The following is a 15,341-nucleotide window of genomic DNA, read 5'->3' on the forward strand; positions in this document are numbered from 1 at the left end:
AATGTGCGGTCTGAAAGGGGACAATTAATGGCGCACACGCTCATGGCATCTGCAGCCCCCGGGGATCCGATCGGGCGGGACCAGCTACTGCAGGAATATGGTTTGGCATCGCCAACCGGGGAGGGCCTGCTTGTCACCTGTGATGAGCAGTCAATGGAACCCCTTCAAAACCTCGTTGAGCTGGCCGCCAAACTCTGCGGCGTGCCTTACGGGGTGATCAACGTTGTCACGTCCGACGAGCAGCGCCAGGTGGCCGCTGTCGGTTTTGAAGCCGCAGTCTGTTCGCGGCAGGACTCCATGTGCGCCAAAGTCTTCCTCACCGGTGAAACGACTGTTGTTACGGACGCCTCGCTGGATCCCCGCTTCGCAGCAAATCCGTTTGTCACCGGGGAGATCGCCGCCGTACGGTTTTACGCCTCGGTACCGTTGGAAACCGCATCAGGATTCGTGCTCGGCTCCTTGTGTGTATTTTCCGATTCGCGGGCGGTGCCTGATGCGGACCAGCTGGACATGCTGGAAATCCTGGCCCGCCAGGCGGTGCAACTGCTTGAGCTGCAGCGCCGGACACTGCAGCTGAACAGCGCCCTCCACGAAGTGCGGGAAAGCAACGCCAAGCTGGCAGAGTTTGCAGGCCGCGTCAGCCACGACCTCCGTGGGCCGCTTACCACCATCCTGGGCTATGTGGAGATGGGTGAGGATGACCCCGGGGTGGACAGCACCCACCCGGCCGCTGAGTATTTTCAGCTCATCGGCGCCAGCGGCCACCGGATGCTTGCCATGCTCCAGGACGTCCTGAAGTACTCAAGTGTCGGCGGAGCCATCCAGCGGCAGCGTGTATCACTCCAGGCTGTGGCGGGCGAAGTGGCGCATGATTTGGGCCTGTCGTTCGGGCCGGGCGCGGTCCTGGACAGCGAGGACTTGAAGCTGCAGGTTGATCCTGGCCAACTGCGCATCCTGCTGCAGAACCTGGTGGCCAATGCAGTCAATTACCCGAGCCCGGACCGGAAGCTTGAGGTGCGGATCAGCGGCATGTCCAACTATCACGGGACCACGGTGTTGGTGGCAGACAATGGCAAGGGGATCGCCCCGGAGGACCGGCAGCGCGTGCTGGAACCCCTGGTCCGGCTGCACCGGGAGGGCGACGGACAAGGTTCGGGCCTGGGCCTGGCCACCTGCCGGCGGATTGCGGACGCCCATGGGGGAGAGCTGAGCCTGAAGGAGACGCCCGGCGGCGGCACCACCGTGGTGATCAGCTTTCCCGCTGAACACTAGGCGCCTTAAAGGGGTCCGGGCCGACTGAAGTTGCAGCCGGCCCGGACACACCGGTTCAGTTCACCTTGGTCACTTCAGGTCGAAGCGGTCCAGTTCCATGACCTTGGTCCAGGCGGCCACGAAGTCGTTGACGAACTTCTCCCTGGCGTCCTCGCTGGCGTAGACCTCGGCAAGGGCCCGCAACTGTGAGTTGGAGCCGAACACCAGGTCCACCGGGGTGGCCGTCCACTTCAGTTCACCGGTGGCGACGTCGGTGATCTCGTAGACGTTCTCCTCCGACTCGGATGCCTTCCACTTGGTACCGGGCGAGAGCAGGTTGACGAAGAAGTCGTTCGTCAGGACCTGGGGCTTGTCCGTCAGCACGCCGTGGTTGGAACCGCCCACGTTGGTGCCCAGGGCACGCATGCCGCCCACCAGCGCCGTCATCTCCGGTGCGGACAGGTCCAGCATGTAGGCCTTGTCCAGCAGGAGGGTTTCGGGCGGGAGCTTCGAGCCGGGCCGCAGGTAGTTGCGGAACCCGTCTGCCCGCGGCTGCAGGTACTGGAAGGATTCGACGTCGGTCTGCTCCTGGGCGGCATCGGTGCGTCCCGGGCGGAACGGCACGGTGACGGGGAAGCCGGCGTCGGCAGCGGCCTTTTCCACCGCGGCGGCACCGCCGAGGACGATCAGGTCAGCGAGGGAGACCTTCTTGCCGCCCGTCTGCGCGGCGTTGAATTCCTCCTGCACGCGCTCAAGGGCCTGAAGGACGGTGGCCAGCTGCTCCGGCTCGCTCGCTTCCCAGCTGCGCTGCGGCTCCAGCCGGATCCGGGCGCCGTTGGCACCGCCACGCCGGTCCGTCTTGCGGTACGTGGCAGCCGAGGCCCAGGCCGTGCCTGCCAGTTGCGGGATGGTCAGGCCGGAGTCCAGGAGTTTGGCCTTCAGGGAGGCAATGTCCTGCTCGTCGATCAGTTCATGGTCGACGGCGGGAACGGGATCCTGCCACAGCTGCGCCTCGGGAACCCAGGGACCCAGCATGTGCGGGCCAACCGGGCCCATGTCACGGTGCAGCAGTTTGTACCAGGCCTTGCCGAAGGCCAGTGCGAACTCGTCCGGGTTCTTGAGGAAGCGGCGTCCGATTTCCTCGTAGACGGGGTCGAAGCGCAGCGACAGGTCCGTGGTCAGCATGGTGGGGCGGTGCTTCTTGGCGGGATCGTGGGCGTCCGGGATGATCTCGGGGGCGTCCTTGGCAACCCACTGGTGGGCGCCGCCGGGGCTCTTGACCAGTTCCCATTCGTACTCGAACAGGATCTCCAGGAAGCGGTTGCTCCACTGGGTGGGCTTGTCAGTCCAGGTGACCTCAAGGCCCGAGGTAATGGTGTCCCCACCCTTGCCGCTGCCGTAGGTGCTGAGCCAGCCCAAGCCTTGTGCCTCAAGGTTGGCGCCCTCCGGTTCGGGACCCACATGAGCATCGGCGGGGCCGGCGCCATGGGTCTTGCCGAAGGTGTGGCCGCCGGCGATCAGCGCGAAGGTCTCTTCGTCGTTCATCGCCATGCGCTTGAACGTCTCGCGGATGAAGGCGGCAGCAGCCACGGGGTCCGGGTTGCCCATGGGGCCTTCGGGGTTGACGTAGATCAGGCCCATCTCGGTGGAACCGACGTCTTCGGACATCTGGCCTTCGCCCACGTAGCGCTCGTCGCCGAGCCAGGCGTCTTCAGGGCCCCAGAAGATCTGCTCGGGCTCCCACACGTCCTCGCGGCCAAAGGCGAAGCCGAAGGTCTTGAAGCCCATCGATTCCAGGGCAACGTTGCCGGCCAGGACCAGCAGGTCGGCCCAGGAAAGCTTCTGGCCGTACTTCTGCTTGACCGGCCACAGCAGCCGCCGGGCCTTGTCCAGGTTGGCGTTGTCCGGCCAGCTGTTCAGCGGCGCGAACCGCTGGCCGCCGTCGCCTGCTCCACCGCGGCCGTCTTGGACGCGGTAGGTGCCGGCCGCGTGCCAGCTCATGCGGATCATCAGGCCGCCGTAGTGGCCGAAGTCCGCCGGCCACCAATCCTGCGACGTGGTCAGGACCTCGGTGATATCACGCTTCAGGGCCTCGAGGTCGAGCTTCTGGAATTCCTCGCGGTAGCTGAACGACGGGTCCAGCGGGTTGCTCGCCTTTCCATGGGTGTGCAGCACGGAAAGGTCCAGCTGGTTGGGCCACCAGTCCTGGTTGGTCCGCGGCCGGTGCCCCTTGGGCTGCGGCGAATCGATCGCCGGGTTTTCGCTTTCGCTGCCCTGGGCCGTGGCGCTGCCATGGGCCACCGGGCACCCGCCCTCAGCTTTGCTGTCCAGGCCTTGGGCGCTACCCGGCGTGGGGACTGGAGGGTGTTCCTGGCGGTCGGTCATGTGCTTCCTTCCATCGGGTCGAGGCCGTGGAGCGGACTCGGGGGGGGCCGGTTCAACCTTCCCATTTGAACATAGGCGGGCCGCCCGGGGGAGGTCCTCTTTGTCCGGAAAATCTGCAGGAACTTGTTCGGGAAAATTGCAGGAACAATGGGAAACGCATTGCGTCGAGCGCTTCCCCTGCCCGTCTACCTGTGGATGGCGCGGCCCGCGGACTCGGACAACCCCGCCGTGCCGCCGGTCATCGCGCTCGCCGAACGCGTCTGGCCTGGCGTTTCCGGGGCGGCCACCGCATAGGTGCGGAATATCTGCCTAAGGCTGCAGCTTGTCGCTAGGAGGCCGTCGTCGGAATTAACATCCCGGCCCAACCAGGCACCCACGAGAAGGAGCACTATGACCATCGGCGCAGGAATAGCAGCGGGCAACGGACGGACGGCCCTCGTCGTCGGAGCCACCGGAATCGCGGGGTCTGCCGTGGTGGATACCTTGGTTGGGGAAGGCTGGGAAGTCCTTGCCTTGTCCCGCGGGTCCGGAGCCAAGCGCCCCGGTGTCAGGTGGCTCTCCGCAGACCTGACCTCGGCTTCCTCCCTGGCCGCCGTGCTTGGTCCGGAGAACCCCTCACATGTCTACTTCACCGCATGGTCGCGGCGGGACACCGAGGAAGAGAACATCGCAGTGAATGCCCGCATGGTGCGTGACCTCCTCGCCGCACTGCGGGGAAAGGAAGTGGCCCACGTTGCCCTGATGACTGGCCTTAAGCACTACCTCGGACCGTTCGAGGCATACGCCGCCGGGGAAATGCCGGACACACCCTTCCACGAGGAGGAACCGCGGCTTCCGGTGCCGAACTTCTACTATGCCCAGGAGGACGAGCTCTGGGCGGCAGCGGCGCAGCAGGGATTCACCTGGTCGGTGCACCGCGCGCACACGGTGATCGGGCATGCGGTGGGCAATGCCATGAACATGGGCCTCACGCTTGCCACGCAGGCCACCCTGTGCCGGGAAAGCGGCGAGCCGTTCGTTTTCCCGGGATCAGAAACACAATGGAACGGGCTGACCGACATGACGGATGCCGGTCTGCTGGCCGAGCACATGCTGTGGGCCTCCACCACTCCCGAAGCCGCCAACGAAGCCTTCAACATCGTCAACGGCGATGTGTTCCGCTGGCGGTGGATGTGGCCGAAACTCGCAGCTTACTTCGGCGTGGAGTGGGAGGGATACCAAGGCCAGCCCCGTCCCCTGGAGCTGTCCATGGCGGACCGTGAAGACCAGTGGCGGCAGCTTGCCGCGAAGTACGACCTCAGCGAACCGGAGCTGGACCGGATGGCATCCTGGTGGCACACGGACGGTGACCTGGGGCGCGGCATTGAGGTGGTGACGGACATGGGGAAGAGCCGTGATGCCGGGTTCACGGGGTACCGGCGGACGCTGGACTCTTTCACCGCACTTTTTGACCGCTACCGTTCGGAAAAACTGATTCCGTGATGGTGGCGCTCTTCGTCATGCAGCATTCATACGGCCCTAGTGCACCGCGCCCAGTTCGATGAGCAGGACGCCGCCGATGATGAGGCCGAGGCCGAGCATCATGACGGGGGTGATGGCCTCCTTGAAGAAGACCCGGCTGGCCAGGGCGGTGAGTGCGACGCCGGCGGCGGCCCAGATGCCGTAGGCAACGCCGAGGCTCATGCCTTGGTCCAGGGTCAGCGTGAGGAGCGTGAACGCCAGGACATAGCCGACGCCGACCGGGACGTACCAGCGCCGCTTACCGGTGGAAGCGACCCGCAGGAGGAGGGTGGCGCTGACTTCAGTGAGGATTGCCGCTGCCAGCAGCAGCCACATCATGAGTTGACCATTTCTTTGGCAGGTTCCTCCGCCGGCTCCTTGTGCGAGCCGAGTTCAACGCAGAGCACGCCGCCAATCACCATGGCGACGCCGATCATCATCACCGGGGTCAGTGCTTCGCCGAAGATGACGGCGGCCAGCAGCACGGTGAGTGTCACGCCCAGCGCCGCCCAGATGCCGTAGGCAACGCCGAGGCCCAGGCCTTTGCGGAGGACGCCGGCGAGGAAAGCGAAAGACGCCGAATAACCGAGGACAACCACGATGAAGAAAGCAGGATTATCAAGGGCCGCCTTCAGGGAGAGGGACGCTGTTACCTCGCTCAGGATGGCGCCGGCGAGGAAAATCCATTTCATCTAAACAGTTCCTTGAAATTTTGTTACGGGCTGGTTCCCGTGGATGCAACGCCGCGATTGCTGCTGGTGTTCCCGCACTTCCCGCCGGTAAGGACAGGCGGGAAGTGCGGGGCGCTGGCTAGGTTTGCGGGGCCAGTTCCAGTCCGGCCACCGCGGAGCTGCCGAGGTCGCTGCCGGTGAGTGGCTGCTGCGCACTCAGGGCGTTGGCCCAGGTGTCGGTATCGGCTACTGCTGCCCAGTTCGAGTTCAGCAGCGCGAGCAGCGTGGTGTGCACTGTTTTTGCGTCGGCGGAGCCTGCATCATTGGCGAGGTTGATGGCGCCGGTGGCATCGGAGAGCACTTCGGTGCTGAAGCCGAGGAACTCTGCCTCAACGGCGGAGGCGAGCACGCAGTTGTTGGTCATATAGCCCACCAAGGTGACCGTGTCGACGTCGTGCTTCCGCAGCCACTCGGCGAGGTCCGTACCGGCGTATACCGAGCCATACTGCTTGACCAGCTGCTTCCATCCACCCGTCCTGCGGCGTTCGATCTCTGGGTGCAGCTCGAATTCAGGGGTGCCGGGCGCAAACACCGGCGCGCCTTCACCGGCGGAATGCTGGATCACGGCGATGGGGATGCCTGCGGCGGTGGCGGCGTCAACCGCTTTCGCAATTGCGGGCAGCGACTCCTGGTGCAGCGGGTACTGGATTTCGAGGGGGCCGCTGAAGTACTGCTGCTGCACATCGATGAGGATGAGGGCGCGGCGGGGGCTGCTCATTGGTCTTGGTTCTCCCTGACGTTGATTCGGCTGCCGGGTGGCGACCGTTCCAGTCTTCCTGCCGGGGATGCCGCTCAACAGTGGCACGAAGGCTAACGTACGATGGATTCGGGCCAAAAGTACGGAAAGAGGCAGGATGAGGATCGCGGTGTTCGCATTCGATGGGGTGACGATGTTCCACCTCGCCGTTCCGCAGATGGTTTTCGATGAGGTAGCGCGGCAGGGCCTTGCCGGCTGGACGACGGTTCTATTTTCCGACCAGGAAGGCGGGATCACCACCGCTGAGGGATACCGGCTGGGGGAGGTGGAAGGGCCGGCGGCCGCAAAGGAAGCGGACATTGTGGTGGTGCCTTCATGGTTCGACGACGGGCGCATGCTGGGCGATAGGCTGCGGCAGGTGCTCCAGGAGGCGCACGGGCGCGGGGCACCCATTCTGGGTTTGTGCCTTGGCGCGATTCCCGTGGCCGACGCCGGACTGCTCGCCGGGCGCCCGGCTGTCACGCATTGGCAGGCGTTCGACTCCCTTGCTGCGCGGCACCCGGATGTCCCGCTGGACCAGTCTGTCCTCTACATCGACCACGGCGATGTGCTGACTTCCGCCGGCACTGCTTCTGCGCTGGACGCCTGCCTGCATGTCGTGCGGGCCCGCCTGGGGGCGGAGGCAGCCAACCGGGTGGCCCGCAGCCTGGTCATCGCGCCGCACCGGGAGGGCGGACAGGCGCAGTATATCGAGCATCCGGTGCCAGCGCGCTCAAACGATGACCCGATCTCGCGGCTGTTGGAGTGGAGCTTGGCGCGCCTGGGGGAGCCGCTGACCATCGACAGGTTAGCGGCGCAGGCGCACCTGAGCCGCCGCACATTTGTCCGCGCCTTCCGGGCCGCAACCGGGACCACACCTGCCGCGTGGATCCGCGCCCGCCCCCTGGATGCCGCCCGGCGGCTGCTCGAAACCACGGACCTTGCGATCGAACAGATCTCCGCCGACTGCGGATTCGGCAACGCCGTCACCCTGCGGCAAAACTTCGCAGCCGCCTTTTCCACCACCCCCACCGACTACAGGCGGCGGTTCGACGCGCGGGCCGACCCGGCTCCGGCCATCACCTGACGGCAGGACGCCAGAAGGACAGCCACGGCACGTTCCATCGCATCGCCGTCGAAGGTCATGCCCGGGTGGTGCAGTCCGGGTTGGACGTTCGCGCCGACTGCCAGCATGGCGGCCTGAAGTGCAGGGTTCCGACGGGTGTAGAAGTGGAAATCGTCGGAACCGGATGTCACGATCCTTGGACGCAGGTACGCGCTGCCCAGTGCTGCTGTGATCGACGAAGCCAAGGCCGCCTCGGCCTCCGGACCTATGACTGCAGCAGGCACTTCGTCACGGAAGTCCAGGCGGATGCCGACCCCGGCGGCGGCGGCCACCGAGCGGCACACTTCCACGAGTCCGGTCCGCAGCGTGTCCATGGCCTCGTTCGTTTGGGCCCTCATATCTACCCCGAAGTGCCCGCTGCCGGGGATGACGTTGAGGTTGCTTCCGCCGGCGTGCAGCATCGTCATTTTGGCGGAACTCGGCACCTGCGGATCGATTTTCAGGCGCCGCAGCCCTGCCGAGACTTCAAAGGCAAGTTCGACGGCGTTCGCCCCGAGGTGGGGCCGCGCGCCATGGTGGTCTTCACCGGTGATGGTGCCGTTGGCAAAAAGGCAGGCGCCATGGGAGATGGCAGGCGCCAGGCAGGGTGCCGGGAGTTCCTGCTGCGGACGCAGGTGAACTCCGAAAAGGTACTCGAGCCCGTCCGTGACACCGAGTGCCGCCACGCGTTCCGCCCCGTTGCCCGCTTCCTCCGCCGGTTGAAAGATGGCGCGGACAGCACCGTCCATCGGCCCCGCCTGCTCCGCCAGTTCGAGCATGACGGCAGCAACGATCGCCATGTTGGCGTCATGGCCGCACGAGTGGACCACGGTGGGTTTCCCGTCCACCTCCTGCACCAACGCATCCATGTCCGCCCTGAGCCCTATCGTGGGAACGCCCTCCCCGACGTCCACGGTGAACCCGGGGAAGGCGCCGAATTTCCGAGGTTCCAGGCCTGCCCTCGTGAGCATGCCGGCCAGGTAATCGGAGGTGGCAAATTCCTCCATGCTCGGCTCCGGGTGCTGGTGGAGGTGGTTCCAGATTTCATGAAGACGGCGCCGCGCTGCCTCATTGATCACGCAGTTACTCCGCACTCGCTGACCGTCAGGTCGGCCAGGACATCGAGGTCCACGTCCACCCCCAGCCCTGGACCTTCACCCACTTGGACCTCGGGCAGGACGTAGGCCAGGTTGCCGGGTTCCCGGGCGAACTTCACGGGTCCTGAGAGTTCAGTGGACACAATGTTGGGGTGGGACAAGGCCAAATGGAATCCGGCGGCTGAGCCAATGCTGGTTTCCAGCATGGAACCGATCTGGACCTTGAGGCCGCCGAGTTCGGCCTGCGTGGCCAGGCGGTGGCAGGGCGTGATCCCACCACTCTTCATCAGTTTGAGGTTGACCATGTCCACTGAACGGTCCCGGACAAACCGGACCAGGTCGGCGGCATCAACCACTGATTCGTCAGCCATGAGCCGGGCACCGGTGGCCTGGCGCAGCAGTTTGAAACCGTCGATATCGTCGGCGTGGAGCGGTTGTTCCACCCAATCGATTCCGTACGGTTCCAGGGCGCGGATCATTTCACGTGCGGTGGCGGGATCGGCCCACCCCTGGTTGACGTCCACCCGGATGGCGAGGTCCATGCCGATCGCTGCCCGGACAGCCCGGACGCGTTCAATATCCAGGCCGTCACCGCCGCCGAGCTTCATCTTGAGGTGGCGGAAGCCCTGACTCCGGGCCTGGACTGCCTGTTCGGCCAGGACCTCCGGGGCAAGGATGCTCATGACCCTGGCGATGGTGGGTTGTTCCGGGCGGCGTCCGCCCAGCAGGCCGTAGATGGGGCGGTTGGCCGCCTTCCCGGCCAGGTCCCAGCAGGCAATGTCGACGGCGGCTTTCGCGGCTCCGCAGCCTTTGAGCGCCTTGTTGAGGTGCTGGTGGACGGCCGTGATGTCGCGGGGGTCCAGTCCCAGCACGGCGGGAACAAGTTCCGTCCGCAGCGCTTCAACCGTTCCGGCGGGCGTCTCTCCGGTGATGTGCCCGTCCGGGACGCTTTCGCCGTACCCGGTCAGGCCGTCGTCGGTCTCCAAAGTAAGGATGACGCTGGGCATCGAGGCGTAGCTGTCGTAGGAAACCACGAACGGTTCCAGCAGCGGGAGGTCGACAAGGGTGATGGTGGCGTGGGAAATCTTCAAGGCTGGGCTCACAGTTCACGAGGGGGAGGACGGTGCGGAGGGAGGGGCGAAGCGGGACTACATCACGCTTTCGAGGAAGGAGATGGTCCGGGGGTTTTGCGGGTTGTCCAGCACGTCTTCGGGAGCGCCGGACTCCACCACCACGCCGCCGTCCATGAACACCACGCTGTCGCCCGCTCCGCGGGCGAAGCCGATCTCGTGGGTGACAACGATCATGGTCATACCGTCCGATGCCAGGGTGCGCATGACGTCCAGTACGTCTCCCACCAGTTCGGGGTCAAGGGCGCTGGTTGGCTCGTCGAACAGGAGCAGCTGCGGATCCATGGCCAGCGCGCGGGCGATGGCGACGCGCTGCTGCTGCCCGCCCGAAAGCTGTGCCGGATAGGCCTTAGCCAGGTGGGCCAGCCCTACGCGGTCCAGTAGTTCCATCCCGCGCCTGACGGCCTCAGCCTTGGCTACCCTCTTGACGCCCACCGGGGCGGCCCAGATGTTCTCCAAGGCAGTCATGTGGGGGAAGAGGTTGAAGCGCTGGAACACCATGCCGATGCCGCGGCGCTGCCTGGCAACCTCGCGGGGGCTCATCTCGAAAATCTTGTCCTGGCGCTGTGCGTACCCGATCAGGTCCCCGCCAACGGAGATCCGGCCGCCGTCGATCCTTTCCAGGTGGTTGATGCACCGGAGGAAGGTGGATTTGCCTGACCCGGAGGGGCCCAGGAGGCACATGACCTCACCGCTGTTGACAGTCAGGGAGATGCCTTTGAGGACCTCGACGCCGCCGTAGTGCTTCCGCACGTTGCTGGCCACAAGGAGCGGCTGCGCGGCCGGGCGCTGGTCAGGATGTCTGGGGGAGGCCAGTGCCTCGGTCATGACTGGTGTCCTTTCGGTGCTTTCGGGGCCATTGCCGGGCCGGCCGGCTGCTTGCCGAGCATGGCCCTGATCCTGGCAAGCGGAGTGGGAGCCTGCTGCCGGGCGTTGCCGCGGCCGTAGTGGCGTTCCAGGTAGTACTGGGGCACGGACAGGACGGAGGTGAGGAAGAGGTACCAGCAACTGACAACAATGAGCAGTTCCACCTGGCGCAGGTTCTGCGAAGAGATCTGGGTGGCCACGGTGTAAAGCTCGAGCACTGCGATGACGGAGAGCAGGGACGTGTTCTTGAGCATCGAGATGGTCTCATTGCCCATTGGCGGGATGATGACCCGCATGGCCTGGGGCAGGACCACCCGGAACAGCGTGAAGGCCGGGGACATTCCCAGGGAGGAGGCGGCTTCGTGCTGGCCGGCATCGACAGAGAGCATTCCGCCGCGGATGATTTCCGCGGAATAGGCGGCCTGGTTCAGGGTCATGGCCAGCAGGCCGGCCGTGAAGGCGGGGACCAGGGTGTTCGTGTCCATGGAGAAGACGGTGAAGTCCGTAAAGGGAATGCCCAGCGAGATTTGTGAATAGAGCAGGCCCAGGTAGCCCCAAAAGACCACCTGGATCAGCAGGGGAGTGCCCCGGAAGACCCAGACGTAGAACCAGGCGAAGGCGTTCATGACGGGATTTTTCGATAGGCGCATCACTGCGAGGAACACGCCCAGGACCGTGGACACCACCATGGACACAACGGTGAGGACAATCGTAAGGCCTACGCCCCCGAGGATCCGGGGATGGAACAGGTAGCTGCCGATGGTGCCGTGGTCGATGTTCGGGTTGGTCCAGAGCGATGACGCCAGCGCGGCGGCGCTTACGGCAAGCAGGGCAGCTCCCACCCAGCGCCAGGGGTGCCGGAGCGGAACGGCTACGACGTCGTCCTGGCCGCCTCCGTTCGCAGGCGCGGTTCCGGCCGCAGCAGTTTGCTGGCGCGGGGTTGTGACGGCGGGGTTCATGGTTTGGTACCGCCCAGGTTCAGTCCTGTTTCCTTGACGGTGTAGTCAGAGAGGTTGTACTTCGCCAGGATCTGGTCGTAGGTGCCGTCTGCGACGAGCGACTGGAGGGCGGCGAGCAACGCTTTGGAGAGCTCCGCGTCCTTCTTGAGCACGCCGATACCGGTGTAGACCGGGTTGTATCCGGCCGGGTTGGCAGGGTCCTTGACCAGGTCGAAGATCTTGCCGCCGCCGGCGGTCGTGGCGGCGTAGGCTGCCGCTGCCGAATCGACGACGTCGGCGGCGGCTTTTCCTGAACGGACGGCAGTTTGGACGTCAGTCTCCAACGGGAGTTCGGAAATCCTGATGGGCTGGGATCCCTTGTCCAGGCACTGCTGCTCGTAGGTCCGGAGGATTTCGGCCTGGACGGTGGCCTTCTGCACGGCGACGTCCTTGTCGCAGAGGTCCAGGACGGTGGTGATGTTTCCGGGATTGCCTTCGGGCACCAGGATCGAGAAGCCTGCGTGGAAGTAGTCCACGAAATCCAGGGTCTCCTGGCGCTCGGACGTATCGTTCATCCCGGACATGATGATGTCGTTCTTGCCCGATTGCAGCGAAGGAATAATGCTGTCGAACGCCTGGGTCCGGAGCTCCAGCCGCACGCCCAGCTTGGCTCCGAGGGCCTGGGCAAGGTCGTAGTCGAGGCCCGTGAGCTGCTGGTTATCGTCGAACATCTCCATGGGTGGATAGGGAATGTCGGAGGCGACGTTGATGACGCCTGCGCTCTTGTAGCGTTCGGGAAGGGCGGCAGCGGCCGCGGGGTCCACGGCGCCTCCCGAAAAGGTGTTGGCGTTGCCAGCAGGTGTTGTGCCTGCCGAGCAGGCTGCCAGGCCTGTGGCCAGGGCGACGCCGACGGCCAGGACGGCTGTGCGGGCGGTTACAGCACGGGGTGTGATGCGCATAGGTACTCCTCTTGGGGTGGGGGGTTAGGCCTGGTCTGGGGCGGTCAGCCGGTACCAGCCGCCGCGTGTGACGCCGGATGCCTGGCGGCCGGAGGCGAAAGCGCCTTCGAAGATCTCCCGGAGGAGTACGCGCCACTGGGCAGCGGTGCCGGGGTCCGAGCTGCGGAGTGCCACGATGTCTCCCGGAGCGCGGCACCACAGGGTTCCGCCTGATTCCAGGAGGACAGGCAGCGAGTCGGGACCGTATTCGAGAACGCCGGCCAGGTGGGCAGGCGGGAGTTCGATTTCCGCCTGGATCCCGAGTCCCGCGTCCAGGCTCCGTTGCGAGGTCAGGGGCCATACCGCCACGAGGCGGTCGCTTTCGTCGTTGGCGTTGATTTCGTCCTGCATCTCACCGTAGAAGTTGCGGGCATACTCTGACGCGTAGGCTCCCAGCTTGGTGAGGTTGAAGCGGGCGTTCCGGCTGACCAGCGGGTCAAAGGTCCAGGTCATGGTGTCGATGCCGCGGGCCAGGGACCATGCCCGCTGGTGTTGTTTGAGGGCGAAACCGACGCCCTTGTCGCCTGTGCCGGGAAGCACTCCGGCAATCAGGGAGTAGGTGGACCGCCCGCCGGGGGAGACGATGCCCACCGCTGCTCCGCAGAGTTGCCCTGCTTGGTTGTACGCGGCGGAGACGTTGCAGCCGGCGTGGGAAATGCTGCGCAGGAGGTCGAAGGGGATGGGTGCTCCGTGCGGGGACATGCCCCAGATGGCAATGAGCAATGCCTCCACGTCCCGGAGCCGGTCGCGGTCGTGTTCGTCCACCACCAGGACACCGGCCCTGGATGCTGCTGCGGTTGCTGATTCTGCGGCCTGGAGGGCGGCCGGGCCGGCATCAAGAGTAAGTGACATGCGTCAACTATCTGCTGTGCCAGCAGGCGGGGGCTTCAGTGCGGCCAACGAAGGTTGCTAGCATTTGTTGTGTTCCAGCACTAAGAGTGGAAAGCTTTGGCGTTATGACCGAGACCACTCACCTCAACGACGGCATCCACCTGGCCCACCTGCTGCGGTTGCTGGAGAACACGGGACTGGTCCTGCATTCAAGGGCGGTGCCGCCCAGGTTGTCCCTGATGAGTCCATCGCTCTATGACCCGTTCGTTCCGCTTGAAGGGCTGAGCGGGGGTATTTTGCTCGGGATCGGGCTGCACCCCGCGGACGCGGGCACTGCCGGCGTCATCCGTGATGCGGCGGAGGCCGGCTTTGCGGCCGTGGTGCTCAAGAAACTCCGCCAGGACATCGAACCCCTTGCAGAGGTGGCGGACCATGCCGGCATTGCCCTCCTGGTGGTGGACGACGAAGTGGGCTGGCGCCACCTGAATGCGCTGCTGGATTCTGCCCTCAACGCCTCGGCAGATGCCGGCAACCCCATCCAGCCGCTGGGAGTGGGGGATCTTTTCGCGCTGGCAAATGCCATCGCGGCGATGGTCGGCGGGGCAACCACCATCGAGAACCTGCAGGAACAGGTATTGGCGTACTCCACGCTCGAGGACCAGCCCATCGATGAGGACCGGCGCCGGGGAATCCTGGGCCGGCAGGTTCCGTACCTGCCCGAGAACGCGGGCCAGTACGCGTCGGTGTTCCGTTCCTCCGGGGCAGTCCGGATCGAAGGCGTCCGGCCGGCCATGGACAGGATGGCGATAGCGGTCCGGGCAGGCAAGGAGCCGTTGGGGTCGATCTGGGTTGTTGATGTGCATGGCGATCTGGACGGAGATGCCGAACAGGCCTTGGAGCGCGCCGCGGACATCGCAGCGCTCCACATGCTCCGCGCCCGCAACAGCCATGATCTTGCACGCCAGCAGCGGGCGGAACTCCTGCGCAGGCTGCTCGAAGGAGGTGACGACGCCGTCTTGGTGGCAGAACAACTGGGGCTGCGGCACTCCGGCCCTTTCGCCGTCGTCGCTTTCCAGCCCGAGGTTGGCCAGGCAGCCGAGACCACACTGGTCCGCGTTGTGGACCTGGTGACCACGCAGTGCGAGGCCCACGGCCAGGGTGCCCAGTGCGTTCAGGTGGGCCCCACCATCTATGCAATCTTCCTGGCGGCAGCCACGTCATCCCTGGGCTCGATCGAAACCCTTGTCCGGCGGCTCAACGATCGGGCGAGGGCCTCGCTCGGGGTTGAGCTGCGGGCCGCGGCAGGTCCCGCCGTCGGCACCGTCTCGGACATCAGCCGTTCACGGCATGATGCTGACCTTGTCCTGCTCATGCTTGCCTCGGACGGCTCCCCGGTCACGTACGCCAGCGCAGGGGAGGTCCGCAGCCGGCTCACCCTCCTGGAGCTGGCCGCGACGTTCCGTGCGGCACCGCACCTTCTGTCCGCTGCCGCACGGAGGATCAAAGAGTACGACGCCGAGTTTGGCACCGGATATGCCCTCACGCTGCGGACATACCTCGACTGCTCCCGAGATTCGGCAAGGACGGCAGCGGCGTTGTCCCTGCACCAGAACACCCTCCGGTACCGCCTCAAGCGCCTGCGCGACCTCTTCGGCGTGGATCTGGATCAGCCTGCGGACACGCTGGTGCTATGGCTCAGCCTGCACGTGCTCGAACTGAACTAGCTGGGCGAGCCGGCCGGAGAGAACGCGCGATACGTGGATTCCGGCAGC

General features: G+C 65.4%; 15 protein-coding genes. 5 read left to right on the top strand and 10 right to left on the bottom strand.

All coding sequences use genetic code 11. The annotated features are described in order from the left end of the window. Positions 1 to 42: 42 nt before the first annotated feature. Complete coding sequence (locus ACR65K_RS17745) at positions 43 to 1,272, top strand: GAF domain-containing sensor histidine kinase (protein WP_440154431.1); 1,230 nt, start codon at positions 43 to 45, stop codon at positions 1,270 to 1,272. Positions 1,273 to 1,341: 69 nt separating this feature from the next. On the opposite strand, the gene katG is transcribed toward ACR65K_RS17745, so the two are convergent. Beyond that, positions 1,342 to 3,636 carry a catalase/peroxidase HPI gene (katG, locus tag ACR65K_RS17750; RefSeq protein WP_440154322.1) on the bottom strand — a complete coding sequence of 765 codons (2,295 nt, stop codon included), beginning with the start codon at positions 3,634 to 3,636 and terminating at the stop codon, positions 1,342 to 1,344. Positions 3,637 to 3,783: 147 nt separating this feature from the next. On the opposite strand from katG, the gene ACR65K_RS17755 reads away from it, so the two are divergent. Beyond that, complete coding sequence (locus ACR65K_RS17755) at positions 3,784 to 3,930, top strand: hypothetical protein (protein ID WP_440154323.1); 147 nt, start codon at positions 3,784 to 3,786, stop codon at positions 3,928 to 3,930. Positions 3,931 to 4,026: 96 nt separating this feature from the next. Beyond that, positions 4,027 to 5,118 carry an SDR family oxidoreductase gene (locus tag ACR65K_RS17760; RefSeq protein ID WP_440154324.1) on the top strand — a complete coding sequence of 364 codons (1,092 nt, stop codon included), beginning with the start codon at positions 4,027 to 4,029 and terminating at the stop codon, positions 5,116 to 5,118. Positions 5,119 to 5,154: 36 nt separating this feature from the next. Here ACR65K_RS17760 and ACR65K_RS17765 read toward each other — a convergent pair whose 3' ends face one another. The 3 genes from ACR65K_RS17765 to ACR65K_RS17775 form a co-directional block, all read right to left on the bottom strand. Then, the gene (locus tag ACR65K_RS17765; RefSeq protein WP_440154325.1) at positions 5,155 to 5,475 is read right to left on the bottom strand and encodes a DMT family transporter; all 321 of its coding nucleotides are present in this window, start codon (positions 5,473 to 5,475) and stop codon (positions 5,155 to 5,157) included. After that, complete coding sequence (locus ACR65K_RS17770; RefSeq protein WP_440154326.1) at positions 5,472 to 5,828, bottom strand: DMT family transporter; 357 nt, start codon at positions 5,826 to 5,828, stop codon at positions 5,472 to 5,474. The genes ACR65K_RS17765 and ACR65K_RS17770 overlap by 4 nt, the downstream gene beginning before the upstream one ends. 118 nt (positions 5,829 to 5,946) lie before the next feature. Next, the gene (locus ACR65K_RS17775) at positions 5,947 to 6,585 is read right to left on the bottom strand and encodes an isochorismatase family protein (RefSeq protein WP_440154327.1); all 639 of its coding nucleotides are present in this window, start codon (positions 6,583 to 6,585) and stop codon (positions 5,947 to 5,949) included. Between the two features lie 136 nt (positions 6,586 to 6,721). Here ACR65K_RS17775 and ACR65K_RS17780 point away from each other — a divergent pair, with 136 nt between their 5' ends. After that, positions 6,722 to 7,690 (top strand): GlxA family transcriptional regulator, encoded by a 969-nt coding sequence (locus ACR65K_RS17780; RefSeq protein ID WP_440154328.1) that lies wholly within the window; start codon positions 6,722 to 6,724, stop codon positions 7,688 to 7,690. Here ACR65K_RS17780 and ACR65K_RS17785 read toward each other — a convergent pair. From ACR65K_RS17785 to ACR65K_RS17810, 6 genes are read right to left on the bottom strand one after another with little or no spacing between them, the layout of a single operon-like run. Further along, on the bottom strand, positions 7,639 to 8,787 hold the full coding sequence (locus ACR65K_RS17785; RefSeq protein WP_440154329.1) for an amidohydrolase: 1,149 nt from the start codon (positions 8,785 to 8,787) through the stop codon (positions 7,639 to 7,641). The two genes, ACR65K_RS17780 and ACR65K_RS17785, sit on opposite strands and share 52 nt — an antisense overlap. After that, on the bottom strand, positions 8,784 to 9,896 hold the full coding sequence (locus ACR65K_RS17790) for a mandelate racemase/muconate lactonizing enzyme family protein (protein ID WP_440154330.1): 1,113 nt from the start codon (positions 9,894 to 9,896) through the stop codon (positions 8,784 to 8,786). Before ACR65K_RS17790 ends, ACR65K_RS17785 begins: the two co-directional genes overlap by 4 nt. Positions 9,897 to 9,953: 57 nt before the next feature. After that, on the bottom strand, positions 9,954 to 10,763 hold the full coding sequence (locus ACR65K_RS17795) for an amino acid ABC transporter ATP-binding protein (RefSeq protein WP_056329842.1): 810 nt from the start codon (positions 10,761 to 10,763) through the stop codon (positions 9,954 to 9,956). Further along, on the bottom strand, positions 10,760 to 11,761 hold the full coding sequence (locus tag ACR65K_RS17800) for an amino acid ABC transporter permease (protein ID WP_440154331.1): 1,002 nt from the start codon (positions 11,759 to 11,761) through the stop codon (positions 10,760 to 10,762). Before ACR65K_RS17800 ends, ACR65K_RS17795 begins: the two co-directional genes overlap by 4 nt. Next, a complete protein-coding gene (locus ACR65K_RS17805; RefSeq protein WP_440154332.1) occupies positions 11,758 to 12,699 on the bottom strand; it encodes an ABC transporter substrate-binding protein in 942 nt (313 codons plus the stop codon). Before ACR65K_RS17805 ends, ACR65K_RS17800 begins: the two co-directional genes overlap by 4 nt. Before the next feature lie 24 nt (positions 12,700 to 12,723). Continuing rightward, the gene (locus tag ACR65K_RS17810; protein WP_440154333.1) at positions 12,724 to 13,590 is read right to left on the bottom strand and encodes a GNAT family N-acetyltransferase; all 867 of its coding nucleotides are present in this window, start codon (positions 13,588 to 13,590) and stop codon (positions 12,724 to 12,726) included. Positions 13,591 to 13,694: 104 nt separating this feature from the next. On the opposite strand from ACR65K_RS17810, the gene ACR65K_RS17815 reads away from it, so the two are divergent. Beyond that, positions 13,695 to 15,293, top strand: a complete 1,599-nt coding sequence (locus tag ACR65K_RS17815) for a PucR family transcriptional regulator (RefSeq protein ID WP_440154334.1) — start codon at positions 13,695 to 13,697, stop codon at positions 15,291 to 15,293. Positions 15,294 to 15,341: the final 48 nt, after the last annotated feature.

The sequence above is a fragment of the Arthrobacter sp. SAFR-179 genome (genome assembly GCF_059414945.1).